This window comes from Paenibacillus thermoaerophilus (genome assembly GCF_005938195.1).
GTDB classification, from domain to species: Bacteria; Bacillota; Bacilli; order Paenibacillales; family Reconciliibacillaceae; genus Paenibacillus_W; species Paenibacillus_W thermoaerophilus.
In genome coordinates, this window is record NZ_VCQZ01000035.1 from 245 (window position 1) to 25859 (window position 25615).

Sequence of the window (25615 nt, forward strand, 5' to 3'; positions counted from 1 at the left end):
AATTTTTCCGTCCGCCCGATCGGGCTTCCGGAACCGGCATCGCCGGCGTGCTTGCACGCGCCTTTTCTCCCATCCATGAGGCCGTAGCAGCCGTTCCGGCTTGCTGCAGCTTGTCATGCCGTTCGAAGCGGCGAGGAGTAATATATCATGAACGGAAGGACGAAGTCAAGCATCTTCGTCCTTCTTTTTTATCGCAGATTTGGCTGGTGTTTGCTGTTCTTTCTGCCTATTAAATTTTCGGAAGGACCGTTTCAATGTACAGATTGCGCTCGATGGCCAGATTGATGATCGTTCCGTTGGCATTGACCATCGGCCGAGTCGGGTGATCGCGATTGGTGAAGATGATCTCCCCGATGCGGCCGTCGCTCAGCCTGACCATGACGCCGTTTTGCACTTGGGTGACTTTATTCAGGAACGTCTGCACGACGTAGGGATCAAGCTTGCCGAACGATTCTTTGTATAGCTGTTCAAGGACCAGATAAGGGGAATCGGCCTTTTTGTGGGAGCGGTCGCTTGTCATCGCATGATAAATGTCCGCCACTGCAATGATCTTGGCGTACGGATGAAGTTTGTCGCCCTTCAGCCCCATGGGATAGCCGCTGCCGTCTTCCTTCTCGTGATGCTGAAGCGCGCTTAATTTGATCCCGTCGTTGAAGGCGGCGATCGGCTTGAGAATCTGGTAGCCGTATAACGTATGCTTGCGCATTTCCTCCAGCTCGTCCTTGGTCAATTTGCCCGGCTTCTCCAGGATGGACCGGTCGATGCGCATGTTGCCGATATCGTGCAGCAATCCCGCCAGCGCGACCGGCACCCAGTCTTTGGAAGGCAAACCGTGGCTTTTGGCGATCTGATAAGAGGTTAACGCAACCTGGATGCTGTTATGGTATAAATAGTCCTTCGTTTGGAACTGCCGGGGAACGAAGCTCAGCAGATGGTACTGATCGATATGGGACAGAACCTGCTCCAACGATTTGCGGATCTCGATCACCGGCAAAACCCCGTTGGACTCCGCGATACGGAAAAACTTCTTCAATAGCTGCAGCAGTTGGTCGTATGCCTCGTGAAATGGCTTTTCGGCTTCGTTCATCGCCGGAGCATCCGCTTTCTGCTCTTGGACGGGCTCGGTCTCGCCGCTGCGCTGGACGTCTATGGTCGAGATCAAAAAAGCGTTCAGCACATCTATATCTCTGGCGGTCAACGTCCGGTTTTTTTGCAGAAGCACGCTGCCGAATTTGGTGATGACGTCCTCCAGCAGCCGATCGCCCGGTTTGGCCGACGACACTTGTATTTTTGGCATATACAGTCCCACTCTCCACCGTTGTGTCTACGTTCATCTTAATGGACATTTCTGGCATTGAAAAGACCCAGATCGTCCGGCCCCTCGCGCGATTCCGCGAAAAAGAGAGACAGCCTGCCGGCCGGAGGCTGTCTCTGACTTTTTTATTCGCTTGGCTCGTCGTGGTCGGCGTCGCCGCCTTCTTCCGCCGAATCTTCGCTTTTGTGCGCGACCGCAACCGTCGCGACTTCGTCGTCGTCGCGGATATTGATCAGCTTGACGCCTTGGGTGTTCCGTCCCATCGAATTGACTCCGGCAAGAGCCATCCGGATCACCGTGCCGGAGGCCGTGATAATCATCAGGTCTTGCTCTTCCTGCACAACTTTGAGACCGACGACCGGACCGTTCTTTGCCGTAATGTTCAACGTCTTGATGCCTTTGCCGCCCCGGGTCTGGAGCCGGTAATCGTCGACGGGCGTCCGCTTGCCGTACCCTTTGGAGGTGACGATCAGCACGTCGTTGTGCTCCTTCACGACATCCATATCGATCACGACGTCTTCGTCGCTTAAGGTGATTCCCTTCACCCCGGTCGACGAACGCCCCATCGGACGCACCTCTTCCTCGGCAAAACGGATCGACATGCCGTTGCGCGTCCCCATAATAATTTGGCCGTTGCCATCCGTCAGCTTGACTCCGATCAAATCGTCATCCTCGCGAAGCAGGATCGCAATCAAACCGACTTTGCGGATATTGGAGAAGTCGGCGAGCGGCGTCTTTTTGACGATCCCCCGGCGCGTAGCGAAGAACAGGAACTGTCCGGACTCGAACGTGTCGACCGGGATAACCGCGTTGATCGTCTCGCCTTGTTCGATCTGGATCAGATTGATGATCGGGGTCCCCCGGGCGGTCCGGCTCAGTTCCGGAATCTCGTAGGCCTTCAACCGATAAGCCTTGCCCTTGTTCGTGAAGAAGAGCAATGTCTGGTGCGAGTTCGTCACGAACAGATGCTCGACGAAATCCTGATCCTTCGTCTCCATGCCGATCACGCCGCGGCCGCCGCGCCGCTGAGCCCGGTAGGTCGTCAGCGGCAGACGCTTCACGTATCCGCTGTGGGTGATCGTCACGACGACGTCTTCCTGCGGAATCAGATCTTCGTCCTGAATGTTCTCTTCGCCGATCGTGATCTCGGTGCGGCGCTCGTCGCCGAACCGCTCCTTGATCTCGGTCAATTCCGAGCTGATGATGCCGAGCAGCAGGCGTTCGTCGCTGAGAATCGCCTTGTATTCGGCGATTTTCACGAGAATCTCCTGATATTCGGCCTCGATCTTCTCCCGTTCCAGTCCGGTGAGGCGCTGCAGACGCATGTCGAGAATCGCTTGCGCTTGCTCGTAGGTGAGTCCGAAGCGCGCCATCAGACCGTCGCGCGCGTCCTCCGTCGTATGCGAAGCGCGGATGAGAGCGATAATCTCGTCCAGATGGTCGAGAGCGATCCGCAGCCCTTCCAGAATATGCGCGCGGGCCTCCGCCTTTTTCAGGTCGTATTCGGTCCGGCGGCGAATCACTTCCTTCTGGTGCTCCAGGTAATAATGGAGCATGTCCTTCAGGGTGAGAATTTTCGGTTCATTATTGACCAGCGCAAGCATAATAATGCCAAAGGTGGACTGCATCGGCGTATGCTTGAACAAATGGTTCAGCACGATGTTCGGGTTGACGTCGCGCCGCAGCTCGATCACGACGCGCATGCCGTTGCGGTCGGACTCGTCGCGCAGGTCCGTAATGCCGTCGATATATTTGTCGCGGACAAGCTCGGCGATTTTCTCGACCAGCTTCGCTTTATTGACTTTGTAAGGCAGCTCGGTGACGATGATCCGCGCCTTGCCGCCGCTTTCCTCGATCTCGGTCCGCGCCCGCATGACGACCGAGCCGCGGCCCGTCTGGTACGCCGAGCGGATGCCCGAACGGCCCAGGATCAAACCGGCCGTCGGGAAGTCGGGACCCTTGATATACTGCATCAGATCCGACGTGGTGGCGTCGGGATGATCGATCAAATACAACAAGCCGTCGATTACTTCGGTCATGTTGTGCGGCGGAATGCTCGTGGCCATGCCGACGGCGATGCCGTAGGAGCCGTTTACAAGCAGATTTGGATAACGGGACGGCAGCACTTCCGGCTCCGTCTCCTCTCCGTCGTAGTTCGGACGGAAGTTGACCGTCTCCTTGTTGATGTCCCGAAGCAGTTCCATCGAGATTTTGGACATGCGCGCTTCCGTATACCGCATCGCCGCCGCCATGTCGCCGTCGATCGAACCGAAGTTGCCGTGGCCGTCCACCAGCATATAGCGGTAGGTGAAGTCCTGCGCCATGCCGACCATCGTCTCGTAGACGGCGGAATCGCCGTGAGGATGGTATTTGCCGATCACTTCCCCGACGATCCGGGCCGATTTCTTGTAAGGTTTGTCCGGCGACATGCCGAGCTCTGACATGGCGTACAAAATGCGCCGATGAACCGGCTTCAGGCCGTCGCGGACGTCCGGCAGCGCGCGGCTGACGATGATGCTCATCGCGTAGTCCATGAAGGACGTGCGCATCTCCGTGACGATATCTTTATCCTTGATGTTCGGATTAGCTTGATCGGCCATGGGGAACCTCCGTTAAATATCCAGATTCTTGACGAATTTGGCGTGTTGTTGGATAAAGTCCCGGCGCGGCTCGACGTTGTCGCCCATCAACTGATCGAAAATCAGATCCGCTTCGATTGCGTCCTGAATCGTGACCTGCAGGAGCGTACGCGCTTCGGGATCCATGGTCGTCTCCCACAACTGAGTGGCGTTCATCTCGCCCAGACCTTTGTAGCGCTGAATGTTCACTTTGGCTCCTTCGCCGAATTCCTTGAGGATCGCGTCCCGTTCCTTTTCCGAGTAGGCGTAGCGGACCGTCTTGTTCCGTTCGAGCTTGAACAGCGGCGGCTGCGCGATATAGACGTATCCGGCTTCGATCAGCTTGCGCATGTAGCGGTAGAAGAACGTCAGCAGCAACGTCCGGATATGGGCGCCGTCGACATCGGCGTCCGTCATGATCACAATCTTGTGATAACGCGCCTTCGTGATGTCGAAATCATCGCTGATGCCCGTCCCGAGCGCGGTGATGATCGCGCGGATCTCGGCGTTGGACAGGATTTTGTCCAGCCGCGATTTCTCGACGTTAAGGATTTTGCCGCGAAGAGGCAAAATTGCCTGAAAATGGCGATCGCGCCCTTGCTTGGCGGAGCCGCCCGCCGAGTCGCCCTCGACAATGAACAGCTCGCTGATGGACGCGTCTTTGGACGAGCAGTCCGCCAGTTTGCCCGGCAAGGAGCTGACCTCAAGGGCGCTCTTGCGCCGCGTCAGCTCGCGCGCCTTGCGCGCCGCCTCTCTCGCGCGCTGCGCCTGAATGCCCTTCTCGAGGATGCGTCTGGCGATCGCCGGGTTTTCCTCCAGAAATTCTTGAAATTTTTCCGCGAACATCGACTCGACGATCCCGCGCACTTCGCTGTTGCCGAGCTTCGTCTTCGTCTGGCCTTCGAACTGCGGGTCTGGAATTTTAACGCTGATAATCGCCGTCAGCCCTTCGCGCACGTCGTCGCCGGTCAGGTTGGAGTCGTTGTCCTTCAGCATATTGGCTTTGCGGGCGTAATCGTTCAAAATACGCGTCAGCGCGCTCTTGAAGCCGGATTCGTGCGTCCCGCCTTCATGCGTGTTGATATTGTTGGCGAACGAATAAATGTTCTCCGTATAGCTGTCGTTGTATTGGAGCGCGATCTCTACGCGGATGTTGTCCTTCTCGCCCTCGATATAAATCGGCGGCTGGTGAACCGGATCGCGGGTACGGTTCAGGTACTCGACGAACGAGATGATGCCGCCTTCGTAATAAAACTGCTGCGACTGGCCGGTGCGCTCGTCGAGCAGATTGATTTCGATCCCTCTATTCAAAAATGCCAGTTCGCGCAGACGCGACTGCAGCGTATCGAAGTCGTATTCGGTCGTCTCCGTGAAAATCTCCGCATCCGGCTTAAACGTCACTTCCGTACCGGTCTCATCGGTCGTACCGATCACTTTCAAGTCGTACTGGGGAACGCCGCGGCAATATTCCTGGCGGTGAATCTTGCCTTCCCGCTTGACCGTCACGGTTAAATGCTCGGACAAGGCGTTGACGACCGATACGCCGACGCCGTGAAGACCGCCCGACACCTTGTACCCTTCACCGCCGAACTTCCCGCCGGCATGCAGGACGGTAAGCACGACTTCGACCGTGGACTTCTTCAGCTTCGGGTGTTCGCCGACCGGGATGCCCCGGCCGTTGTCAATGACGGTGATGCTGTTGTCCTGATGCACGATGACGTCGATTTTATTGCAGAACCCGGCCAACGCTTCGTCGATGCTGTTGTCGACGACCTCCCAGACCAGATGATGAAGACCTCTGACGCTGGTCGAACCGATATACATGCCGGGCCGCTTGCGGACGGCTTCGAGTCCCTCCAGCACCTGTATCTGATTTTCGTCGTACGTATGTTGATTGACGGACATGGTTTCACCTACTTTGACATGATGGGCCTGTTCGTTATTGCAGTTGATGCGAGATCGACTCGGCCCGCTTTTTCAGCGTCGACGAGGAGATGGGAGAATAATAGACTCGGGAACGCGTCACGACCAGAGATTTGCTTTCTTCTTCGCCGATGATTTCAATCCGGTTCTCGAGGCTGGCCTGCTGCACGAAGTGCTTGGAAATTTTGGAGGACCGTTCGATCGACAGATCAAAAATGCCGATCAGCTCCGACGACCGAATCACCTTTTCTCCGCCCAAATGAATAAACATCATTACACCTCCGCGCCGCCGGCCAGCACGTCCACCTCTCCGGCCGATACCCGGTAGACGGCTGCGTCCCGCAGCTTCTCAAAATTCACGCTTTCCAGTCCCGTCGTCGTGACGAAAGTCTGCACCTTGCCCTGAAATGTCTCAATCAATTGCGTCTGCCGGTACTTGTCGAGCTCCGACAGCACATCGTCCAGAAGAAGCAGGGGATACTCCCCGACTTCCTCGGCGATCAGTTCGATCTCCGCCAGCTTCAATGACAACGCGGTCGTGCGTTGCTGTCCTTGCGAACCGAACGTCTGCACGTCTCTGCCGTTGATCGTAAACGTCAGATCGTCCCGATGCGGACCGACAAGCGATACGCCCCGCCGAAGCTCCTGTTCTTTCACCTGTGTTAACTTTAACATAAATCGGTCGAAGAGAACAGAATCAGATTCCCCCTCGGTGAACGGGACGGACGGCGCATAGGACACGACAAGCGATTCTCCGCCGCCGGTGATGCCGCGGTGGATGCTTTCCGCCCATGCTTGCAGTTTTTTTATAAAGCTTTGACGTTTTTTCATAATTTTAATACCAACGGTTGCCAACTGCTCATCCCATACTTCCAGCAGACCGGGGGAGAGCGGTTTTCCCGCCGACTGCTTCAGCAGGTTGTTCCGCTGCGTCAACAGCTTTTGGTACTGGGACAGGTCGTAGAGGTAGGCGGGGTACACTTGGCCGAGCTCCATGTCGAGGAACCGGCGGCGCACGCCGGGCGAGCCTTTGACGATATGCAGATCCTCCGGGGCGAACAGGACGACATTCAGCGTGCCGACGTATTCGCTTAATTTGCGCTGTTCCAGACCGTTCAGCTTCGCCCGCTTGCCCTTGGACGAGATCGAAAGCTCCATGCGGCAAGGGCCCAGCTTGCGGCGAATATCCCCGGAGATCAGCGCGGTCTCACCTTCCCAGCCGATCAGCTCGCGATCGTGATGGGTGCGGTGCGATTTGGTCAGCGCCAGTACGTAAATCGCCTCAAGCAGATTCGTCTTGCCCTGGGCGTTGCGCCCGACGAACAAGTTGACCTGATGGTCCGTACGCAGCTCGATCTCCCGGTAATTGCGGTAATGGCTCAGTTTCAATTGTTCGAGGTGCAATCAAGTATCCTCCCGGGAGGCCGTTACCTGGAATGGGCCGCAGCCCTCCACCTGAATGACGTCGCCCGGTCTCAACTTGCGCCCCCGCCGCTTCTCCGGCTCTCCGTTCACCTTCACGTCCGTCTCTTCCAGGAACATCTTGGCCTGGCCGCCTGTCGAAATGCAATCCGCCAGCTTCAGCAGAGAACCAAGCGTAATGTATTCGTCCCGAATCGGGATTTGTCTCATGGGGAATTCCTCCTCCCGCCCGTCAGTTGGTTGTCCGGTAGGGCAGTATAAGCTGCAGCACGCCGGTCCGGTCTTCCGGTTGGATGATGATCGGCGCGGTCGCTCCCGAAAATCCGATATGGATCCGGTCGCTGTCGATGGCGCGCAGGGCGTCCAGCATATATTTGGAGTTAAAGGAAATTCGCAGCAATTCTCCCGTGATGGAATGGGCATTCAACTGCTCCGTCATTTTCCCGAGCTCGGAAGAGCTGGAGGAAATCTCGATCGTGCCGTCCTCCTTCATCCACAAGCGGACGATGTTGGTCTTCTCCTCCCGGGAGAGCAGGTTGGCCCGGTCGATCGCGTCGATCAGATTTTTCGTATCCATGACGATCTCGGTCTGGAACGAAGTCGGGATCAGCCTCGACGTATCCGGATAGGTCCCTTCGAGAATCCGCGTATAGAACAGCAGGGACGGCAGCCGGAACAGCACCTGGTTGTCCGCGATGACAATGTCGATGAGGGCGTTGTCGTCCGGCAGGATTTTGTTCAGCTCGCCCATCGTGCGGCCGGCGATGACGACGGCGGGAAGCTGGAAGTCCGCGTCCACGTCGAGCGACGTCGTGCGGCTGGCCAGCCTGTGGCGGTCGCATGCCGTGAATTTGATGCGCTGATCGTTGACGTTCCACAGGATGCCCGTCAGAATCGGCGTGCTCTCATTGGTGGACACGGCGAAGACCGTTTGCTTGATCATCGACTTCAGCAAGTCCGAAGGAAGCGTAAACCGCCGGTTCTCCTCCAGCTCGGGCAACTGCGGATAATCCTCGGGATCGAGTCCCATGATCTGGACTTCCGACGAACCCGAACGGATGGTCGTCAGGAAGGAGTCGCCCATTTCGAGCTCGACCTGCGGGGAGGGGAGCTTTTTGATCAGCTCGCTCAAAAATCGGGCGGGCAAGACGACGCTTCCTTCCCTTTCCAGATGGACCAGCCGCATGCCGTCTTCTTCGGCCGGGATAAAACATTGGATCGAGATGTCCGTGTCGCTTGCGGTCAGGACCAAGCCCTTGGCGTCGGCTTCGATCTTGATCCCGCTCAGGATCGGAATGGCGGTGCGGCTCGATATCGCTTTGGAGGCGTGTTGAACGGCTTCGTTGAAGCGGTCTTTTTGTACGGTCAGTTTCATGGAACGGGCTCACTCCTGCGCTTCTAAAAAGTTTCGGTGCTGCATACCTATTATCATCTGATTCTTTTTAAAAAATTTTAGTAGTAATAGTAATAGAATCGCTGAATATGTGGATAAGTGGATAAAAAACACGAAACGGAGCCTATCCACATGTGAATAAGGCTGTGCATAGGCTCGGGACGTCTTGTTTGCAAGATTGCGTTGGGCAGCCGCGTCCTTTCGCGGCCGCCCAACGAATGTCTTACGTCTGGTTTTTGATTTTTTCCTTGAGGCTGTTGATGATTTTGTACAGCTCCGGATCGTTCTGCAGCGCTTGCGATATTTTCTCGTGCGCGTGGATGACGGTCGTATGATCCCGGCCTCCGAACGCTTCCCCGATACGGGGCAGCGAGTAGTCGGTCAGCTCCCGGGAGAGGTACATCGCCACCTGGCGCGGGAACGCGACGGCTTTCGTCCGCTTGCGCGCTTTGAAATCTTCCAGCTTCACGCCGTAAAACTCGCCGACCTTCTGCTGGATGTCCTGAATCGAGATCTGCCGGGGCCGGCTCGACGGGATGATGTCCTTGAGCGCTTCCGCCGCGAGATGGGCCGTAATGTCCTGATTGATCAGGGAAGAGTAGGCGACGACCCGGATGAGAGCGCCTTCCAGCTCCCGGATGTTCGTATCGATCTGGTTGGCGATGTAGATCATCGCTTCGTTCGGGATGTCCAGGTTCTCCGCTTTGGCCTTTTTGCGCAAAATGGCGATCCGCGTCTCCAGATCCGGCGGCTGAATGTCCGTGATCAGGCCCCATTCGAAGCGGGAGCGGAGGCGGTCCTCCAGAGTCGGAATCTCCTTCGGCGGCCGGTCGCTGGAGATAATAATCTGCTTGCGTTCCTCATGCAGGGCGTTAAACGTATGGAAAAATTCCTCCTGCGTCTGCTCTTTGCCGGCCAAAAACTGAATGTCGTCGATCAGCAAAACGTCGATGTTGCGGTATTTGCTGCGGAAGCTTTCGCCGCGGTTGTCCCGGATGGCATTGATGAACTCGTTCGTGAACTTTTCGGACGAGATGTAGAGCACCTTGGCCGACGGATTGTGCTGAATCACGTAGTGGCCGATCGCGTGCATCAGGTGCGTTTTGCCCAGTCCGACGCCTCCGTAGAGGAACAGCGGGTTGTAGGCTTTGGCCGGCGCTTCGGCGACGGCGAGCGACGCGGCATGGGCAAACCGGTTGCCGGCTCCGATGACAAACGTCTCGAACACGTATTTCGGATTAAGCATCGTCTGGAACGGTTCCTCAACGCCGTTCGAGGCGGTCTGGACGGCCTGATGCTGAGGCTGCGCGGCCACGGGATGATCCTGGTCGGAAGCGACTACGACGAAGCGGACATTGAGATGCCGGGAAAACGTCTCGTAGACGGATGCCGTAATCAACTTGGTATATCGGCTTTCCAGCCATTCCTTGGCAAACGTCGTCGGCGCGGCGATCGTGAGCACGTCGCCTGTCAACTCTACCGCGCGTGTCGGTTTTAACCAAGTATCGAAGCTCGGTTTGGCTAGCTTGGTCTGAATCACCGATAAAACCTGCTGCCACAATTCCGTCAGATGGCTGTCCACAAACCATTCACTCCTTATACATTCGGGACGGTCTTGCAAAAAAGTAGATAGGATGTCGTATTATCCGAACGGCAGTCGAAAACATCCACAGTATCCCGTCATACGGAAGGACTGTGGATAATAGGGTGAGGATAATTGTTCACAATGTTATCCACAGGTTGTTGATAAAAATAGCCGTGGACGCGACTGTCCACAGCCGAAACAATATCAATATAGCAGAAAAAGTCCCGATATACAACGAAACAGCCGTTCTTATCCACATATTCTATACATAGTGGATGAATGTTATCAACAACACTACATATTGTGTATAACCTGTGCCGAAATCGACATAATCCGACCGAAACCGGTTAAAATGTTATCCACAGGCCGGTATGATGGCGAAATATGACGCCGGCGGACCGGGTTCATGCAAGATTTACCGATCCGGCGTCCGGTTAAATGGACGTTGACTTTTCGGGGTCCTAATGATTTAATGGAGAAAGGTGTTTTTTGAAATGAAAACGATCAGATTTGATCGCACATCGGCATTCGGGCTTCACTCTCGCGGAGGGTGGCGCCGTCTGCCTGGAGAAAGACGTATGAACTGAGGAGGTGTCCCAATGAAACCGACCTTCCGTCCGAACGTGAGCAAGCGCAAAAAGGTACATGGTTTCCGTGCCCGCATGAGCACGAAAAACGGTCGCAAAGTGCTGAAAGCGCGCCGTCAAAAAGGAAGAAAAGTTCTGTCCGCGTAATGTCGGAATCAAGGCCACTCCAGCAGTGGTCTTTTTTCTTTAGCCGACACATAAGCAAATGCTGAAGGGAATGGGGGGCGGCGTCGCATTTGGAGAGAGAACTGCGACTGACCAAACGGGAATGGTTCAGCCAGGTGTACAACCGGGGCAAATCGGCGGCGAACCATCAGTTTGTTCTATATTATTTGAGGCGCCCGAAGCTCGAACGGTTCCGCGTCGGCATATCGGCCAGCAAAAAGCTGGGAGGCGCGGTCGTGCGCAACAGACTGAGGCGGATGATCAAAGAAATCGTGCGGCTGAACGAAGAACGGATCGAGACCGGGTACGATCTGGTCATCATTATCCGCAAGCCCGCCGTGGACATGACGTACGCGGAGATGGAACGCAGTCTGATGCATGTTCTGAAAAAGGCTTCGCTTTTAAAGAATACCAAGTTGTGATATATTGAAGTGTAACGAAATGTTTATCGAGACCAATTCGGGGATGAACGACCGCATTTACTTAGGAGGACTACTGTTGACACGTTCGAAACAGCGCATGATCTGGATCTCGCTCGCCATGGCGATGCTGGTCCTGATGACCGGCTGCTCCACGATGAATCCGCAAACGAATCCGATCGATCCGGAAACGGCCGGTTTCTTTACGAAATATTTTGTGTACCCCTTGTCGGAAGCGCTTGATTTCTTCGCCGATCTGTTGTGGAACGAATACGGACTGGCCATCCTGGTCGTCACGATCATTATCCGGCTTATTGTCCTTCCGCTTAACCTCAAGCAATACAAGAGCTCCAAGAAAATGCAGGCCATTCAGCCGGAAATGCTGAAGCTGAGGGAGAAGTACAAGGATAATCCGCAGAAGATGCAGGAAGAAATGATGAAGCTGTACCAGTTGCACGGCGTCAATCCGCTGGCCGGCTGCTTGCCGATTCTGGTGCAGATGCCGATCCTGATCGCCTTGTACAGTGCGATCATGCGGAACGAATCGATCTATACGCACGATTTCCTGTGGCTTCAGCTTGGGACGCCGGACCCGTATTACATTTTGCCGGCCATCGCGGCGTTGACCACGTTCATTCAGCAAAAGCAGATGTCGGCGCAAATGACCGCGCAGATGCGCAGCTTGATGTTTATCTTCCCGGTGCTCATTTTCGCGATGTCGATGTCCTTCGCTTCGGCATTGCCGCTCTACTGGATCTACGGCAACTTGTTTACCATCGTACAAAATTATTTCTTATATGGCGGTAGCAAAAAAGAGGGTGCCAAGCCAAATGAAGAGAAAAGTCGTGGTAAGCAGCGGAAAAACGCTTGAGGAAGCGATCGAGGCCGGACTGAGGGAACTCGGCGCGGCTCGCGAGCGTGTGAACGTCACCGTGCTGGAGCAGCCGAATAAGGGATTGTTCGGACTGATCGGCGCGAGACCGGCGAAGGTGCAGTTGGAGCTGGAGCCGGATGCGGTCGAAGAGACGGAGCAATTCCTGCGGGAGGTGCTCGAAGCGATTGGGCTTCAGGCGAACGTCGAGGTCGATCGCGACCGCGAAGGGGCGACGATTCGTCTGAACGGCAGCGATATGGGCCTGATTATCGGGCGCCGGGGGCAAGCGCTGGACGCTCTTCAATACTTGGCCAACATCGTCGCGAACCGATATTCGGACAAGTTCGTACGGATCGTGATCGACGCGGAGAACTTCCGCGAGAGAAGGCGCCAGACGCTGGAGGAGCTGTCCGATCGGCTGGCCGAGCGCGTAAGCCGTTCGGGCAAGGAAATTGTCCTCGAGCCCATGTCGTCGCAGGAACGGAAGATCATTCATTCGCGCCTGCAGAACCATCCTCACGTACGGACGTTCAGCAAAGGCGAAGATCCGAACCGCCGCGTCGTCATTGCGGCGAAGTAACACGGATGTTATCGAATTACATTACCCGCGTAAAAACGGCTCCCGTCCGCTTGTTCCGGATGGAGGAGCCGTTTTACTCGCAGGTTGGCTGTAGCATAGAAACGGTATTTATATGACAAACCAGATCGTAGGAGAGCTTCGTCTCCATGCGGATCTGGTTTTGTGCCAACATCAGAACGTATCCTCAGGCATGATTCCCATGGGAACAACATCGGTCAACGTCTGACAGGAAGGGGGGACAGCCATGTTGACGGATACCATCGGCGCCATCTCGACGCCCCCGGGAGAGGGAGGCATCGCGGTGATTCGGGTGAGCGGACCGGATTCGGTTCCGATCGTGGAAAAGGTATTTCGATCCAGGTCCAAGCTGACGCAAGTTCCGACGCATACGGTTCATTACGGCCATATCGTCGATCCCAAAAGCGGGGAACGTCTCGATGAAGTGCTGGTTACGGTCATGCGGGCTCCGCGATCGTTCACGATGGAGGATGTCGTCGAGGTCAGTTGCCACGGCGGAATCGTTGCGGTTCGGCGCGTGTTGGAGTTGCTGCTTCGCCACGGCGTAAGGATGGCGGAGCCCGGCGAATTCACGAAGCGGGCTTTTTTGAACGGACGTATTGATCTCTCACAGGCGGAAGCGGTGATCGACCTGATCCGGGCGAAGTCGGACCGGGCCTTCGCCGTCGCGCAGAAGCAATCGGAGGGGGCGCTGTCCCGGCAGATTCGCGCGCTTCGCACGGAATTGGTGGAATTGATGGCGCACATCGAGGTGAACATCGATTACCCCGAGCATGACGTGGCGGAAATGACAAGCGCGTATATCCGCGAGCGGTGCGACAAAGCGATCGAAGCGATCGCGAAGCTGCTGAGAACGGCCGGCGAAGGGAAGATTTATCGCGAGGGCATCAAAACGGCGATTATCGGACGGCCGAATGTCGGCAAATCTTCGTTGATGAACGCTCTGGCGCGGGAAAACAAAGCGATCGTCACCGATATCCCCGGCACGACCCGCGACGTGATCGAAGAATATGTGACCGTCAAAGGGATACCGCTGAAGCTTCTGGATACGGCAGGCCTCCGGGAGACCGACGATGTGGTCGAACGGATCGGGGTCGAACGGTCGCGAGGCGCGATGGACGAAGCGGATCTGATCTTGCTGGTCCTCAACGGAAGCGAACCGCTTGACCCATCGGAGTACGAGCTGATGGAACAGGTGAAAGACCGGCCGACAATCGTCATCGTCAACAAATTGGACCTGCCTCAACGCATCGAGATCGGAGAGGTGCGGGAACGGTTCGGCGAACGGATCGTGTCGATGTCGGTCAAGGAGCAGCAAGGATTGGATCAGTTGGAATCGGCGATCGCGGATTTGTTTTTCTCCGGTGAAGTTGCATCCGACGATTCGACAATGGTCAGCAATATTCGACATATCGGGTTGCTTTCGCAAGCGCAGTCGGCGTTGGAGGAAGCCAAAACGGCCGCCGAAAACGGCGTGCCGATCGATATGATTCAGATCGATATCCGCCAGGCTTGGGAGAAGCTGGGGGAAATTATTGGGGATTCGGTAGGCGAATCGCTTATCGATCAAATCTTTAGCCAATTTTGCTTGGGCAAATAATACGTGGCAAGGAGGGATCAGGATGGGTTACGAAGCCGGGAGTTACGACGTCATCGTGGTCGGAGCCGGGCATGCCGGCTGCGAAGCCGCGCTGGCCGCGGCGCGCATGGGGTGCGAGACGCTGCTGATCACCATCAATCTGGACATGGTGGCGTTTATGCCCTGCAATCCTTCGATTGGCGGACCCGCAAAAGGACACGTCGTCCGGGAGATTGACGCTCTCGGAGGCGAGATGGGGCGCAATATCGACAAAACGTTTATCCAGATGCGGATGCTCAACACAGGCAAAGGGCCTGCGGTTCACGCGCTGCGCGCGCAAGCCGATAAAGTGCTGTATCAGCGTCAAATGAAGGAGACGATCGAAAGCACGCCCAAACTGACGCTGCGTCAAGGCATGGTGGAGCGTCTGATCGTCGAGGACGGCGAATGCAAAGGCGTCATTACGAAAACGGGCGCGGAGTACCGGGCGAAAGCGGTTGTCGTGACGACAGGCACTTATCTTCGCGGCAAAGTGATAATGGGCGAAGTGATGTACGAGAGCGGTCCGAACAACCAGCAGCCTTCCATTAAACTGTCCGAACACCTCCGTGAGCTGGGGCTCGAGCTGGTCCGCTTCAAGACGGGAACCCCTCCTCGCGTTCACGGCGAAACGATCGATTTCGACAAAATGGAGATTCAACCGGGAGACGAAATTCCGAAGTTTTTCTCCTACGAGACGAAGGAAGGCCCCGGCGAGCCCCAGCTTCCTTGCTGGTTGACCTATACGGCTCCGGAGACGCATGAAATCATCAACGCCAATCTGCATCGGGCCCCGATGTTTACGGGTCAGATTGAAGGAACGGGCCCGAGGTATTGCCCCTCGATCGAGGACAAAATCGTCCGCTTCAGCGACAAGCCGAAGCACCAGATTTTCCTGGAGCCGGAAGGCCGCAACACTTCGGAATATTACGTGCAGGGATTGTCGACCAGCCTTCCGGAGGAAGTGCAATTGCAAATATTGCGTTCGATTCCGGGCCTGGAGCGAGTGCAGATGATGCGGACGGGATATGCGATCGAGTACGATGCCATCGTGCCCACGCAGCTCTGGCCTTCGTTGGAAACGAAAGCTATCCCCGGATTGTTCACCGCGGGTCAAATTAACGGCACTTCCGGATATGAAGAAGCGGCCGGTCAAGGCTTGATGGCGGGAATCAATGCCGCGCGCAAGGTGCAAGGCAAAGAGCCGGTCATCCTGGATCGCTCCAAGGCGTATATCGGCGTCCTGATCGACGATCTGGTCACCAAGGGAACAAACGAGCCGTACCGGCTGCTGACGTCCCGGGCGGAATACCGGCTGCTGCTCCGCCACGACAATGCCGATCTGCGTCTGACGCCGATCGGCTACGAGATCGGGCTTATTTCCGAGGAGAGGTATCGGAAGTTCCTAAGGAAGAAGGAATTGGTGGAGCTGGAGATCGAGCGGCTCCGGACGACGAAGATTCGTCCCGAACCGCACGTGCAGGAGCTGCTGCAATCTCTCGGAACGGTTGTTTTGAATAACAGCGTAGATGCGCAGTCGTTGCTGCGCCGTCCGGAGGTATCGTATTCGCATATTGCCAGCATCTCGCCTTCTCCTTACGAACTCGACGAGGAAATGATGGAGCAGGTCGAAATTCAAATCAAATACGCGGGATATATCGAAAAGCAGCTTCAACATGTCGAACGTCTTGAAAAGCTGGAAAAACGGCGGATTCCGCCGGATCTGGATTATTGGGCCGTTCACGGCATCGCGAATGAGGCAAAACAAAAGCTGTCGCAGATCCGGCCGGTGTCGATCGGCCAGGCGTCGAGGATCTCGGGAGTGACTCCGGCCGACATCTCCATTTTGCTCGTCTATCTTGAAACGTATGGAAAGGCCGCTTCCGCGGCCGCGAAAGGGTAACAGGTTGATGGATGCGGTCATGAGTTCTTTTGTCGAGCTGCTGGGCAAGGACGGGATAAACATCACCGACAGACAACTGCAGCAGTTCGAGTTGTACTATCAATTGCTCGTTGAATGGAATGAACGGATGAATCTGACCGCCATCACCGATCGCGAGCAGGTATACGTCAAACATTTTTTCGATTCGCTGACGGTGTCGCTTGTGCACCCGATCACAGGCGCGAAACGTGTCGCGGACATCGGTTCCGGGGCGGGGTTTCCGGGCATTCCGCTCAAAATCATGTTTCCGGATATCTCTTTAACGATTGTCGACTCGTTAAAGAAACGGATCGGATTTCTGCAGCATGTCGCGGACCGGTTGGGGTTGAAGGAAGTTACCCTGATCCATGCCAGAGCGGAGGATGCGGGCCGCGACAGCGCCCACCGGGACCGGTACGACATCGTAACGGCCCGGGCGGTAGCCCGATTGTCGGTATTAAACGAATTGTGTCTTCCGTTCGTTCGTCCGGGCGGCGTCTTTATCGCGATGAAAGGGGCCCAGGCGAGGGAAGAGTTGGAGGAATCTCAGTTCAGTCTCCGGCAACTGCAAGGCGAATTAATCGAAGATCGAGTCATGCTGCTGCCTTTGGAGGAAGCAGATCGGCATCTGCTCGTCATCCGCAAGAAAGCTGATACACCCAAGAAATATCCGCGCAAAGCCGGCGTACCCATTAAGCAGCCGTTGGTTCAGTAAACGGAGGATTCCTCGTTCGACTTGCTGTTGAGTGGAGGAATCCTTTTTTGTTCCACGTGGAACATATGAACATCAGGATAACGCTTGCGATATTTTCAGCGCTTTTCAAAGGCGCGTGTGCAGGATATTGCCAATCGGATGGAGAATACCATTAATGAAGGAATTAGCGAACGGGTCTGACTCTTCAGCATAGAACCGACCGCCAGTTTTGTATAGCCAGGGTGATGGATGGATGAAAGAGCAACTGTCTAAATTGTTCGGATTTTCTTCGGACAAGACCCCTACGGATGAAGTTCGCCAATTGCCGGTAGGGGAGATCATCCCGAGTCCGTATCAGCCAAGAACGGTATTTGACGATGAGCGGATCGATGAACTTTGTCAAACCATCAAGACTCACGGCGTTATTCAGCCGATCGTGGTCCGTGTCCGGAATCAGCAGTATGAGCTGATTGCCGGAGAGCGCCGGCTGCGCGCCGTGAAAAAGCTGGGGTTGGAGACGATTCCGGCTATTATTCGCGAGTTTAACGATTCGCAGGCGGCATCGATTGCCCTGATCGAAAACCTTCAACGCGAAGGGTTGACATCGATCGAAGAAGCGGTTGCCTATCAGCAGTTGATGGAGATGCATAACCTGACGCAGGAAAGTCTGGCTCAGCGACTCGGCAAAAGCCAGTCGACAATTGCGAACAAAATTCGCTTGCTCCAGCTTCCCGACAAGGTCAAGCAGGCGCTTATGGATCGGAAAGTGACGGAACGTCACGCTCGGGCGCTGTTGGCTATTGATTCGGCCGAGATTCAAGAAAAAGTTCTGGACGAGATTATTGCGAAGGAATTAAGCGTCAAGCAGACCGAAAGCCGTATCGAATTGTACAAGCAGTTGCGGGGTGCGGCAAAAGAGAAAAAAGGGAAACGGCTGACGTTAAGTAAAGATATTCGGATCGCGATCAATACGATTCGTCAATCGATCGATATGGTGGCCAGCTCGGGCATGCCGATCAAACTCGACGAACAAAATCATGAAGATCATTACGAATTTGTCATTCGGATTCCGAAACGCTGAACCCTTGCATTCGCAGCGGTGAGTGGATGAAAAAATGAGGTGGAGAAGTTGTCTAAAATCATAGCTGTTGCCAACCAAAAGGGCGGGGTCGGCAAAACTACGACATCCGTCAATTTGGGCGCATCGCTGGCAACGCTGGGAAAAAGGGTGCTGCTGGTAGACATTGATCCCCAAGGCAATACGACAAGCGGGATCGGGATCAACAAAGCCGATGTGGCCCATTGCATCTACGACGTGCTCATTAACGATGTCCATCCGAAGGATGCGACTTTCGATACGAATATCCCAAACCTGAAAATTATCCCGGCCACCATTCAGTTGGCGGGCGCGGAAATCGAACTGGTTCCGACTATATCGCGCGAAGTTCGATTAAAAAAATCGCTTCAATTGATCAAGCATCAATACGACTACATTTTGATCGATTGTCCGCCTTCGCTCGGCATCTTGACGATTAATTCGCTGACCGCAGCAGATTCCGTCATCATCCCGATCCAGTGCGAGTATTACGCGCTCGAAGGGTTGAGCCAACTGCTGAACACGGTCAGACTCGTACAAAAACATCTCAACACGTCGTTGCAAATCGAAGGCGTACTGCTGACCATGCTCGATGCGCGGACGAATCTGGGCATGCAGGTCATCGAGGAAGTGAAGAAGTATTTCCAGCAAAAAGTGTATCAAACGATTATTCCTCGCAATGTTCGTCTAAGCGAAGCGCCTAGCCACGGTCAATCCATTATCACTTACGATCCCCGTTCCAAGGGAGCGGAAGTGTATATGGAACTCGCAAAGGAAGTGGTGCAGCAATGAGTAAACGGTTGGGCAGAGGTTTGGATGCTTTAATCCCTGCTCTGAGCATCAATGAAGACGACAAGGTTATCGAGATTTCGCTGAATCAATTGCGTCCGAATCCGTATCAACCGCGGAAGACGTTCCATGAAGAAAGCATTCAAGAGCTGGCCGCATCCATCAAGGAACACGGCGTTATTCAGCCGATTATCGTTCGATCCGTGGTCAAGGGTTACGAGATCATCGCCGGGGAGCGAAGGTTCCGCGCGAGCCAATTAGCCGGAAAAGCGACGATTCCTGCAGTTGTCCGTTCGTTCTCGGACGAACAAGTGATGGAGATCGCCCTGATCGAAAACGTGCAGCGCGAGGATTTGAACGCTTTGGAAGTAGCGCTGGCTTATCAAGGACTTATCGACCATTTTAATCTCACGCAAGAAGAACTTTCGATCAAGGTTGGAAAAAGCCGCTCTCATATTGCGAATTTTTTGCGGCTTCTGCAACTGCCGGACACGATCAAACAATATGTTTCACGTGGAACATTGTCGATGGGGCATGCCCGCGCGATTGTCGGGATCAAAAACGAAAAAGAGCAGCTAAGGCTGGCGGAACAAGCGATACGCGAACAATGGAGCGTCCGTGAACTGGAGCAGGCCATTCAGAATTTGGATGCTTCCAACAATAAGCAGCCGGCCAAAGCGGCGCAAAAGGCATCGAAAGAAAAAACAAATCCGTATATCGCGGATTTGGAGGAGCAGCTTCGCAATCGGTTCCGCACAACCGTCAAAATCAAGGACGACAAGAACAAAGGCAAAATCGAAATTTTGTATTACTCAAAGGAAGATTTGGAACGGCTCTTGGAATTGTTGCAGGGCTGATTGTCGGGTACAATACGAATAGAAACCGATGATAGAGCATACCGAGGCGGCAATCTAAGCTGCATGAGGTATGCTTTGTTGTCCGCGCTGATGTGCGAAACGATAAGGGCGGCAAAGCCGTTTATCCTTGGGGGAGAGGCCGAAATGAACGGGTTTATCTATTTGGATAACGCTGCAACCTCCTGGCCGAAAGCACCCGGGGTGAAAGAAGCAGTCGTTAGAGCGATTGAAGAACAAAGCGCAAATCCCGGCAGAGGCAATCATCAAATGGCCGTAACGGCCAGCCGGGTTTTGTTCGACGCGCGCAAAAAGCTGGCCAAGCTGTTCCAGATTCGGAATCCGAACGACATTCACTTTACCCTGAACACGACGATGGGGTTGAACATGGCGATAAAAGGGTTGCTGAAGCCGGGCGATCATGTGGTCTGCACATCCGTCGAGCATAATTCGGTAAGGCGGCCTCTGGAATATCTGAAGCGAACCATAGGGTTGGAGCTGACTTACGTCGAGACGGACGAACAGGGGAGACTCGATGTGGCGAAAGTCGCCCGATCCATCAAAAGCAATACGAAACTCGTTGTCGCCACGCATAGCTCCAATCTGCTGGGCTCCATCGTGCCGATTGAAGAGATCGGGGCGATTACGCGCAAGCGCGGCGTTTATTTTCTCGTGGATGCGGCTCAAAGCGCCGGCAGCGTAGCCATCGACGTAGAGAAGATGGGGATCGACTTGCTTGCGTTTCCGGGCCATAAAGGGCTGTTGGGCCCGCAAGGGACCGGCGGCTTGTATATTCACCCGGAGGTCGATCTTGAACCGTTGATTCATGGCGGAACCGGAAGTCAATCGGAGGCGGTCGATCAGCCCCAGGTTCGTCCTGACCGATACGAGTCGGGTACGCCCAATACGCCGGGAATCGCCGGGCTCGCTGTGGGCGTTGAATATGTGCTGGAACGCGGGGTGGCGGATATTCACCGGCATGAACGCGAGTTGGCTGTCCGGATGATGGAAGGGCTGAGAGGGTTAAGCGGAATCCGGTTGTTGGGGCCCGACGCTGGCGAGGATCGGACGGGCATCGTCTCGTTCGCGAGCGAGCGGATCGACAGCTCCGAGCTTGCCTTCATCTTGGACCAAAGCTTCGGGATTGCCGTCCGTTCGGGTTATCATTGCACGCCGCTGGCCCATGAGACGGCAGGGACGTCGAAGACGGGAGCCGTAAGAGCCAGCGTGGGGCCGTTCTCGACGAAGGAAGATGCGGATGCGCTCGTCGCTGCCGTAACGGAAATCGTAAAGCATTATTCGGTTTAAAGCAAGACGATTGGCGAAAAGGATGGAAGAGTCAGTGGATTGGATACGGGAACAGGCAGAGTGGATTGCGCTCGGAGCGGCAGGACTGTCTCTGGCGCTGATGGTTTGGATTGTTGCGATTCAAGCGAAGCTGAACAAGCTTCGCAAACGGTACGCCGCGATGATGAACGGGGGGCGGCCGGGCGACCTAGAAGAGCTGCTGATCTCCATGCAGGAAGAGACGAATCGGCTGAAGGAGGATCTGCGCAAAACGAAAAGCACGCTCGCGCATTGGCAGGAACGCGTGCGTGCCTTGAAAGGATTCGCGGCCGTCCGCCGTTACAACGCCTACGGAGAAGGAGGCCATGATCTCAGCTTCTCGATCGCGGTGCTGGATGAAGAACGCAACGGGTTCGTGCTGACAGGGATACGCAATCGGGAAGAGACGTACGTCTACGCAAAGCCGGTTGACCGGGGGGACTCGTCCTACACGTTAAGCCCCGAGGAGAAGCAGGCCATCGAACAAGCGATGGCGCAACCGGCGTCAGGAGCTGGCCGTTAATCGGTTGGCGCTAAGCAGCGACAGATGCAGGGAGCGCGAGATCGTGTCCGCCATGTTCATCACCAGGCTCAATCTCGTGTTTTGCAGGACAAAATACTCCATGAACCCTCCGACATTGACGATTCCGGTAATATGAATGTTGCCGACGGGCGGAAGTTCTTTGCTGACGCCGGCGCCCGGTTTGAGCGGTCCGTCTCCGACCTGGATGCAGCCGACGCTGGAGACTTGGCCGAGGCAGGCGTCTACGCCGACGATATAAGGATTTTTGAACCTTCGTTCGATCTTGTCCAACGTTTCGCGCAAGTTCATCGCATGTACCGGTTCGTCCAGTGTGCCGAATATGTGGAAGTCGGTACAGGCTTGCTTTTGCAGCTTCGAACCGACGAGGGGACCCAAAGCGTCTCCGGTCGACCGGTCGGTGCCGATGCAGATGATCAAAATGGGCTGCTGCTGAGGGACCTCCTTGAAGGCGGCGGAGAGCCTGCGAACAAGGGATTCGACGGTGTCGCGGTCGGAATAAGGCACTTTAAGCACAGGCTGCTTTTTCGGTTCGCCGGAAAAAGGAAAGAGCTTCATCATGGGCAACTCCTCTATGAATCGGAATTCATTTTTTAGTAGTCTATGCCTGAAATCGGAGGATTATACCCCGCGTCGGCAAAGATGGGGAAGAAGGGGCAAATTTGGATGATGCTGATTGCGTTCGATTCCACCCAACAGGCGCTGCGAACGGAGATGCTGCTGGAATATGCCGATATCGACATCGACATCCGTCCGACGCCAAAGGAGATTACGGCCGGATGCGCGCTATCGATCGAGTTTCCCGAAGAGCAGCTCAACACGGTGCAAGAGATCATTGAACAAGAAAAGGTTGAAATTCGAGGAATATACCAATATATGGATGGTGTCTACCGATTAGTCGGTCATTGACGGTTTGAAAGAAGAAGGAGCGATTGCGAACATGCTGGAATGGATCTCGGCCTTGAGCACGGCGTCGAGCGGCGGCAACGTGAAAAGCGGCTTTGAAGAGTTCAAGGAAACGATCTCGTCGACGTTGATGTCCGGGCAATTTTGGGCGGAGGCGCTGTTCGTCCTCTTCAAGATTGTTTTGGTGCTGTTGATCGCAAGAATTATCATCGTGGTGTCGGATAAGACCATTCAGCATTTGATCAAGGACCGCGAGGAAAGTCGCCTGAAGATCGATCCCCGCCGCACGCGCACAATCGGCAAGCTGATCCGCAATATAATCACGTACGCCATCAATTTCATCGCGATTCTGCTTATTCTGAGCCAACTGAATATCAATCTGGCGCCGCTGCTGGCAGGGGCGGGAATCGTCGGTCTGGCGATCGGATTCGGCGCGCAGAGCCTGGTCAAAGACGTCATTACCGGATTTTTCATCATATTCGAGGATCAATTTGCCGTAGGCGACGTTATTCAGGTCAATCAGTTCAAGGGCACGGTCGAGGAGATCGGCTTGCGCGTCACGAAGATCCGCAGTTGGACGGGGGAAGTCCATATTTTGCCGAACGGATCGATTACGGAGGTTACGAACTTCTCCGTACATAACACGCTTGCCGTTATCGATGTGACGGTGGCGTTCGAGGCGGATGTGCAGAAAGCGATGGATTTGATGAAACAGACGGTGGACCGCGTTCATCTCGAATCGGAAGAAATCGTCAAACCGCCGGAGGTTCTCGGGGTTCAGGCGCTGGGGGCGACTGGCGTCGTGCTGCGTGTCATCGCGGAGTGCAAGCCGAACCAGCACATCGGCATCGGACGCAAGCTGAACCTGGAGATTAAGCGCGCCTTCGACGAGGCGGGAATCGAGATCGCTTATCCGCGCATGGTGACGTATCATCGTCAAGAGGCGAAGGGAGGGGCTTGAAAGTGGAACGTAAAGTCTTTCAACTGGGCGACATTGTGGAGATGAAGAAGCAGCATCCGTGCGGGACGAACCGGTGGGAAGTGATCCGCATGGGCATGGACATCCGCATCCGCTGCGAGGGCTGCAAGCATAGCGTGCTGATTCCGAGGGCGGAGTTCGAGAAAAAACTGCGCAAGGTGCTGGTGTCGAAGCAGGCCGAAGAAGCCAAACCGGATAACGAAAAATAATCGAAAACCCGTTGCATTCCCGTCGCAGTTTATGTTATTATAGCTCTTGTCCGCTTCTGGTTTGGAGGCATCAAGAGCGTGGAGAGGTACCCAAGTGGTCCAAGGGGGCTGACTCGAAATCAGCTAGGCGTCGCAAGGCGTGCGTGGGTTCGAATCCCACCCTCTCCGTATAAAGGAACGATCAAGTCCGCCATTGGCGGGCTTTTTTTATTGTGTCGGCAAGGGAGGACCTCCGGCTGTCGTCTGAGACGAAGATCCATTCGGCTGCGTGGTCATGCAGTGTCCGGCGCGTTCGGTGAATCTACGGATGGCACACGGTTGGCATGCAGCGGAGAGGGAGAAGGCCGGGCAACGACATTTCGGCAGGAGCGGCGCTTCGCGCAAAGACAGGACGGCGCAGCTCGGAGGCAGGTTGGGCGTCTGCAGCAGGGAGCAGGATCCCCACGCAGCTTGGCAGAAGCGTTTTGTCCCTTACCATTATCGCGGCCCTCTTTCCCGGCTGAGGCCATTAAGAATAACAAATATCATTAACCCCAATCGAATCGCTCGTCTTGGGCCCCGTTAGCGATATGAAATATTATAAAAGAAGGATTTAAGGCAAATATTTGGACGAATTTAGGTGTTTTGCGATATTTTATATCGCTAGGGTTCACCCCGTTTCTCGAATTTCGGGTGATAGCGATAAAAAATAACGTATACCTGTCCAAACGGCACGCTCAAGAAAAGCCGCATTCCGGCGAAGGCAGATTGGACTCGTCAGCAACGATTCAGGCGAGGATCGGAAAGTGCCTCAAGGCCCGCATGATGCCGCGAGAGACGGCGAACGATCGTTAGACGATGGGGCTAGGCGATGCGGGGTTGACATTTCGGCGAACGCTGACCGATTCTGCCGATCAGGGATAACCGTTGCGTTCCTTGCCCATGCTGTAAGCGATAAGACTTTTTGCCGGGAAAACGAAGGGGATCGCCAATGGACGATATCGTGATCGTAGGCGTTGTCGAAAGCAAGAACAACTCCTACATCCATGCCGAGATGAAACAGGCGGACGAGACGGGGCTGGGACGCACGGGAATCATCTGGTACGAGCCCGACGAGGCGGAGCAGTCGTGGCGGGTGGCCGCCTGCTTCTGGAAAGAGGCCGACTTGGAGACCGATTGGTTCGACAATCCGCTGCACCAGACGGTGCAGAAGTTAGCTTCCGAGAAGGACCCTCTTCGCGCGAAAGCGGAGGAAGCGGCGAATCGGCCCGACGTCCGGGAAGCGCTGCGAAGAACATGGGAAGGCGCGAGATAAAAGACGGCAACTCGTTACGGCGGGATGCTGTTCCTTATACACACAATACCGCCAGAAGGCGGCCCGAACAAGACGATCCCGGGCCGCCGCCTATTTAGTGCACCGGCTTCGCTTTTTTCATCCAGTGGCGTCTGTCGTTTGTCGTTTCCGGGAACCGTTCCCCTTTTTTGAGCGTGATGTGCTTCGGGTCCGTTATCCCCATGTGCGGATTGTACTCCCCAACCTCGATGTATTCGCCGTCGTTCGGCGCTTTGTCTCCGGGGCGGAAATGTGTGGGTTCGCCCATCGGCTTCACCTCCTGAAGCGTAGTCGGTTGTATTGTGCCCACGCGGGAGGAGCCGTATTGATGGGATTGTTTTGATCTGTCAAGCGTCTGTGAAAATGTCACCTTAACTCGTCTGTAAAAATGTCACTTTGTTAATTTGCGTAGCCGCCCGTTCCAGTGACTTGGACGGTTGTTGTTTTTGTGTTATCCTGTTGTTGTCTTCT

At 55.1% G+C, this 25615-nt stretch carries 27 protein-coding genes and 1 tRNA gene; 18 read left to right on the plus strand and 10 right to left on the minus strand.

Features of this window, described 5'->3' with window-relative positions; all coding sequences use genetic code 11:
* The coding region (locus tag FE781_RS17660; RefSeq protein ID WP_211346391.1) for a hypothetical protein at positions 1-233 on the plus strand (233 nt) is incomplete at its 5' end.
* Here FE781_RS17660 and FE781_RS16370 read toward each other — a convergent pair.
* The 8 genes from FE781_RS16370 to dnaA form a co-directional block, all read right to left on the minus strand.
* Positions 230-1297: an HD-GYP domain-containing protein gene (locus FE781_RS16370; RefSeq protein WP_138790690.1), complete on the minus strand. Its 1068-nt coding sequence runs from the start codon at positions 1295-1297 to the stop codon at positions 230-232. The genes FE781_RS17660 and FE781_RS16370 overlap by 4 nt on opposite strands.
* Before the next feature lie 143 nt (positions 1298-1440).
* Positions 1441-3915: a DNA gyrase subunit A gene (gene gyrA, locus FE781_RS16375; RefSeq protein ID WP_138790691.1), complete on the minus strand. Its 2475-nt coding sequence runs from the start codon at positions 3913-3915 to the stop codon at positions 1441-1443.
* Between the two features lie 12 nt (positions 3916-3927).
* Positions 3928-5838, minus strand: a complete 1911-nt coding sequence (gyrB, locus tag FE781_RS16380) for a DNA topoisomerase (ATP-hydrolyzing) subunit B (protein ID WP_138790692.1) — start codon at positions 5836-5838, stop codon at positions 3928-3930.
* A 34-nt stretch (positions 5839-5872) separates the two neighbouring features.
* On the minus strand, positions 5873-6127 hold the full coding sequence (gene remB / locus FE781_RS16385) for an extracellular matrix regulator RemB (protein ID WP_138790693.1): 255 nt from the start codon (positions 6125-6127) through the stop codon (positions 5873-5875).
* 2 nt (positions 6128-6129) lie between these two features.
* Positions 6130-7260 (minus strand): DNA replication/repair protein RecF, encoded by a 1131-nt coding sequence (gene recF / locus FE781_RS16390; protein WP_138790694.1) that lies wholly within the window; start codon positions 7258-7260, stop codon positions 6130-6132.
* Complete coding sequence (gene yaaA, locus FE781_RS16395) at positions 7261-7488, minus strand: S4 domain-containing protein YaaA (protein ID WP_138790695.1); 228 nt, start codon at positions 7486-7488, stop codon at positions 7261-7263.
* 22 nt (positions 7489-7510) lie between these two features.
* Positions 7511-8653, minus strand: coding sequence for a DNA polymerase III subunit beta (gene dnaN / locus FE781_RS16400; RefSeq protein WP_138790696.1), 1143 nt, complete (start codon positions 8651-8653; stop codon positions 7511-7513).
* Between the two features lie 241 nt (positions 8654-8894).
* Positions 8895-10253: a chromosomal replication initiator protein DnaA gene (gene dnaA / locus FE781_RS16405; RefSeq protein ID WP_138790697.1), complete on the minus strand. Its 1359-nt coding sequence runs from the start codon at positions 10251-10253 to the stop codon at positions 8895-8897.
* Between the two features lie 602 nt (positions 10254-10855).
* Here dnaA and rpmH point away from each other — a divergent pair.
* From rpmH to FE781_RS16465, 12 genes are all read left to right on the plus strand, one after another.
* Positions 10856-10990: a 50S ribosomal protein L34 gene (rpmH, locus tag FE781_RS16410; RefSeq protein WP_138790698.1), complete on the plus strand. Its 135-nt coding sequence runs from the start codon at positions 10856-10858 to the stop codon at positions 10988-10990.
* Positions 10991-11079: 89 nt separating this feature from the next.
* Positions 11080-11430 (plus strand): ribonuclease P protein component, encoded by a 351-nt coding sequence (rnpA, locus tag FE781_RS16415; RefSeq protein ID WP_138790699.1) that lies wholly within the window; start codon positions 11080-11082, stop codon positions 11428-11430.
* A gap of 118 nt (positions 11431-11548) precedes the next feature.
* Positions 11549-12298: a membrane protein insertase YidC gene (gene yidC / locus FE781_RS16420; RefSeq protein WP_246068223.1), complete on the plus strand. Its 750-nt coding sequence runs from the start codon at positions 11549-11551 to the stop codon at positions 12296-12298.
* Positions 12258-12881, plus strand: coding sequence for an RNA-binding cell elongation regulator Jag/EloR (gene jag / locus FE781_RS16425; protein ID WP_138790700.1), 624 nt, complete (start codon positions 12258-12260; stop codon positions 12879-12881). Before yidC ends, jag begins: the two co-directional genes overlap by 41 nt.
* Before the next feature lie 244 nt (positions 12882-13125).
* The gene (gene mnmE, locus FE781_RS16430) at positions 13126-14499 is read left to right on the plus strand and encodes a tRNA uridine-5-carboxymethylaminomethyl(34) synthesis GTPase MnmE (RefSeq protein ID WP_138790701.1); all 1374 of its coding nucleotides are present in this window, start codon (positions 13126-13128) and stop codon (positions 14497-14499) included.
* A gap of 22 nt (positions 14500-14521) precedes the next feature.
* Positions 14522-16420 carry a tRNA uridine-5-carboxymethylaminomethyl(34) synthesis enzyme MnmG gene (gene mnmG / locus FE781_RS16435; RefSeq protein WP_138790702.1) on the plus strand — a complete coding sequence of 633 codons (1899 nt, stop codon included), beginning with the start codon at positions 14522-14524 and terminating at the stop codon, positions 16418-16420.
* A 7-nt stretch (positions 16421-16427) separates the two neighbouring features.
* The gene (gene rsmG, locus FE781_RS16440) at positions 16428-17153 is read left to right on the plus strand and encodes a 16S rRNA (guanine(527)-N(7))-methyltransferase RsmG (protein WP_138790703.1); all 726 of its coding nucleotides are present in this window, start codon (positions 16428-16430) and stop codon (positions 17151-17153) included.
* A 232-nt stretch (positions 17154-17385) separates the two neighbouring features.
* Positions 17386-18213, plus strand: coding sequence for a nucleoid occlusion protein (gene noc / locus FE781_RS16445; RefSeq protein WP_138790704.1), 828 nt, complete (start codon positions 17386-17388; stop codon positions 18211-18213).
* Between the two features lie 48 nt (positions 18214-18261).
* Positions 18262-19020 carry a ParA family protein gene (locus FE781_RS16450; RefSeq protein WP_138790705.1) on the plus strand — a complete coding sequence of 253 codons (759 nt, stop codon included), beginning with the start codon at positions 18262-18264 and terminating at the stop codon, positions 19018-19020.
* Positions 19017-19874, plus strand: a complete 858-nt coding sequence (locus FE781_RS16455; protein ID WP_138790706.1) for a ParB/RepB/Spo0J family partition protein — start codon at positions 19017-19019, stop codon at positions 19872-19874. Before FE781_RS16450 ends, FE781_RS16455 begins: the two co-directional genes overlap by 4 nt.
* Before the next feature lie 144 nt (positions 19875-20018).
* Positions 20019-21179: an aminotransferase class V-fold PLP-dependent enzyme gene (locus FE781_RS16460; protein ID WP_138790707.1), complete on the plus strand. Its 1161-nt coding sequence runs from the start codon at positions 20019-20021 to the stop codon at positions 21177-21179.
* Positions 21180-21213: 34 nt separating this feature from the next.
* Entirely contained in the window at positions 21214-21720 is a 507-nt protein-coding gene (locus FE781_RS16465) for a DUF4446 family protein (protein WP_170209574.1), read from the plus strand.
* Here FE781_RS16465 and yyaC read toward each other — a convergent pair.
* Positions 21703-22296, minus strand: a complete 594-nt coding sequence (yyaC, locus tag FE781_RS16470; RefSeq protein ID WP_138790709.1) for a spore protease YyaC — start codon at positions 22294-22296, stop codon at positions 21703-21705. The two genes, FE781_RS16465 and yyaC, sit on opposite strands and share 18 nt — an antisense overlap.
* Before the next feature lie 108 nt (positions 22297-22404).
* On the opposite strand from yyaC, the gene FE781_RS16475 reads away from it, so the two are divergent.
* The 5 genes from FE781_RS16475 to FE781_RS16495 all read left to right on the plus strand — a co-directional run bounded on the left by FE781_RS16475 (position 22405) and on the right by FE781_RS16495 (position 25126).
* On the plus strand, positions 22405-22647 hold the full coding sequence (locus FE781_RS16475) for a putative Se/S carrier protein (protein WP_211346392.1): 243 nt from the start codon (positions 22405-22407) through the stop codon (positions 22645-22647).
* 31 nt (positions 22648-22678) lie between these two features.
* Positions 22679-23605, plus strand: a complete 927-nt coding sequence (locus FE781_RS16480; protein ID WP_138790710.1) for a mechanosensitive ion channel family protein — start codon at positions 22679-22681, stop codon at positions 23603-23605.
* 2 nt (positions 23606-23607) lie between these two features.
* Positions 23608-23832 carry a DUF951 domain-containing protein gene (locus tag FE781_RS16485; RefSeq protein ID WP_138790711.1) on the plus strand — a complete coding sequence of 75 codons (225 nt, stop codon included), beginning with the start codon at positions 23608-23610 and terminating at the stop codon, positions 23830-23832.
* Between the two features lie 80 nt (positions 23833-23912).
* A tRNA-Ser gene (locus FE781_RS16490) sits at positions 23913-24000 on the plus strand.
* An 802-nt stretch (positions 24001-24802) separates the two neighbouring features.
* Positions 24803-25126, plus strand: a complete 324-nt coding sequence (locus FE781_RS16495; protein WP_138790712.1) for a hypothetical protein — start codon at positions 24803-24805, stop codon at positions 25124-25126.
* Positions 25127-25220: 94 nt separating this feature from the next.
* Here the strand turns inward: FE781_RS16495 and FE781_RS16500 are convergent, their stop codons facing one another.
* Complete coding sequence (locus tag FE781_RS16500; protein WP_138790713.1) at positions 25221-25412, minus strand: YjzC family protein; 192 nt, start codon at positions 25410-25412, stop codon at positions 25221-25223.
* Between the last annotated feature and the right edge of the window lie 203 nt (positions 25413-25615).

What these genes read in the sequence shown, in the direction of transcription:
- mnmE (WP_138790701.1), top strand. Translation starts at nt 13,126, where the DNA reads ATGTTGACGGATACCATCGGCGCCATCTCGACGCCCCCGGGAGAGGGA.
- jag (WP_138790700.1), top strand. Translation starts at nt 12,258, where the DNA reads ATGAAGAGAAAAGTCGTGGTAAGCAGCGGAAAAACGCTTGAGGAAGCG.
- yaaA (WP_138790695.1), bottom strand. Translation starts at nt 7,488, where the DNA reads ATGAGACAAATCCCGATTCGGGACGAATACATTACGCTTGGTTCTCTG.
- FE781_RS16480 (WP_138790710.1), top strand. Translation starts at nt 22,679, where the DNA reads ATGCTGGAATGGATCTCGGCCTTGAGCACGGCGTCGAGCGGCGGCAAC.
- FE781_RS16370 (WP_138790690.1), bottom strand. Translation starts at nt 1,297, where the DNA reads ATGCCAAAAATACAAGTGTCGTCGGCCAAACCGGGCGATCGGCTGCTG.
- rpmH (WP_138790698.1), top strand. Translation starts at nt 10,856, where the DNA reads ATGAAACCGACCTTCCGTCCGAACGTGAGCAAGCGCAAAAAGGTACAT.
- FE781_RS16500 (WP_138790713.1), bottom strand. Translation starts at nt 25,412, where the DNA reads ATGGGCGAACCCACACATTTCCGCCCCGGAGACAAAGCGCCGAACGAC.
- rsmG (WP_138790703.1), top strand. Translation starts at nt 16,428, where the DNA reads ATGGATGCGGTCATGAGTTCTTTTGTCGAGCTGCTGGGCAAGGACGGG.
- FE781_RS16495 (WP_138790712.1), top strand. Translation starts at nt 24,803, where the DNA reads ATGGACGATATCGTGATCGTAGGCGTTGTCGAAAGCAAGAACAACTCC.
- FE781_RS16460 (WP_138790707.1), top strand. Translation starts at nt 20,019, where the DNA reads ATGAACGGGTTTATCTATTTGGATAACGCTGCAACCTCCTGGCCGAAA.
- gyrB (WP_138790692.1), bottom strand. Translation starts at nt 5,838, where the DNA reads ATGTCCGTCAATCAACATACGTACGACGAAAATCAGATACAGGTGCTG.
- FE781_RS16475 (WP_211346392.1), top strand. Translation starts at nt 22,405, where the DNA reads ATGATGCTGATTGCGTTCGATTCCACCCAACAGGCGCTGCGAACGGAG.
- remB (WP_138790693.1), bottom strand. Translation starts at nt 6,127, where the DNA reads ATGTTTATTCATTTGGGCGGAGAAAAGGTGATTCGGTCGTCGGAGCTG.
- dnaN (WP_138790696.1), bottom strand. Translation starts at nt 8,653, where the DNA reads ATGAAACTGACCGTACAAAAAGACCGCTTCAACGAAGCCGTTCAACAC.
- yidC (WP_246068223.1), top strand. Translation starts at nt 11,549, where the DNA reads ATGGCGATGCTGGTCCTGATGACCGGCTGCTCCACGATGAATCCGCAA.
- FE781_RS16455 (WP_138790706.1), top strand. Translation starts at nt 19,017, where the DNA reads ATGAGTAAACGGTTGGGCAGAGGTTTGGATGCTTTAATCCCTGCTCTG.
- mnmG (WP_138790702.1), top strand. Translation starts at nt 14,522, where the DNA reads ATGGGTTACGAAGCCGGGAGTTACGACGTCATCGTGGTCGGAGCCGGG.
- yyaC (WP_138790709.1), bottom strand. Translation starts at nt 22,296, where the DNA reads ATGAAGCTCTTTCCTTTTTCCGGCGAACCGAAAAAGCAGCCTGTGCTT.
- noc (WP_138790704.1), top strand. Translation starts at nt 17,386, where the DNA reads ATGAAAGAGCAACTGTCTAAATTGTTCGGATTTTCTTCGGACAAGACC.
- gyrA (WP_138790691.1), bottom strand. Translation starts at nt 3,915, where the DNA reads ATGGCCGATCAAGCTAATCCGAACATCAAGGATAAAGATATCGTCACG.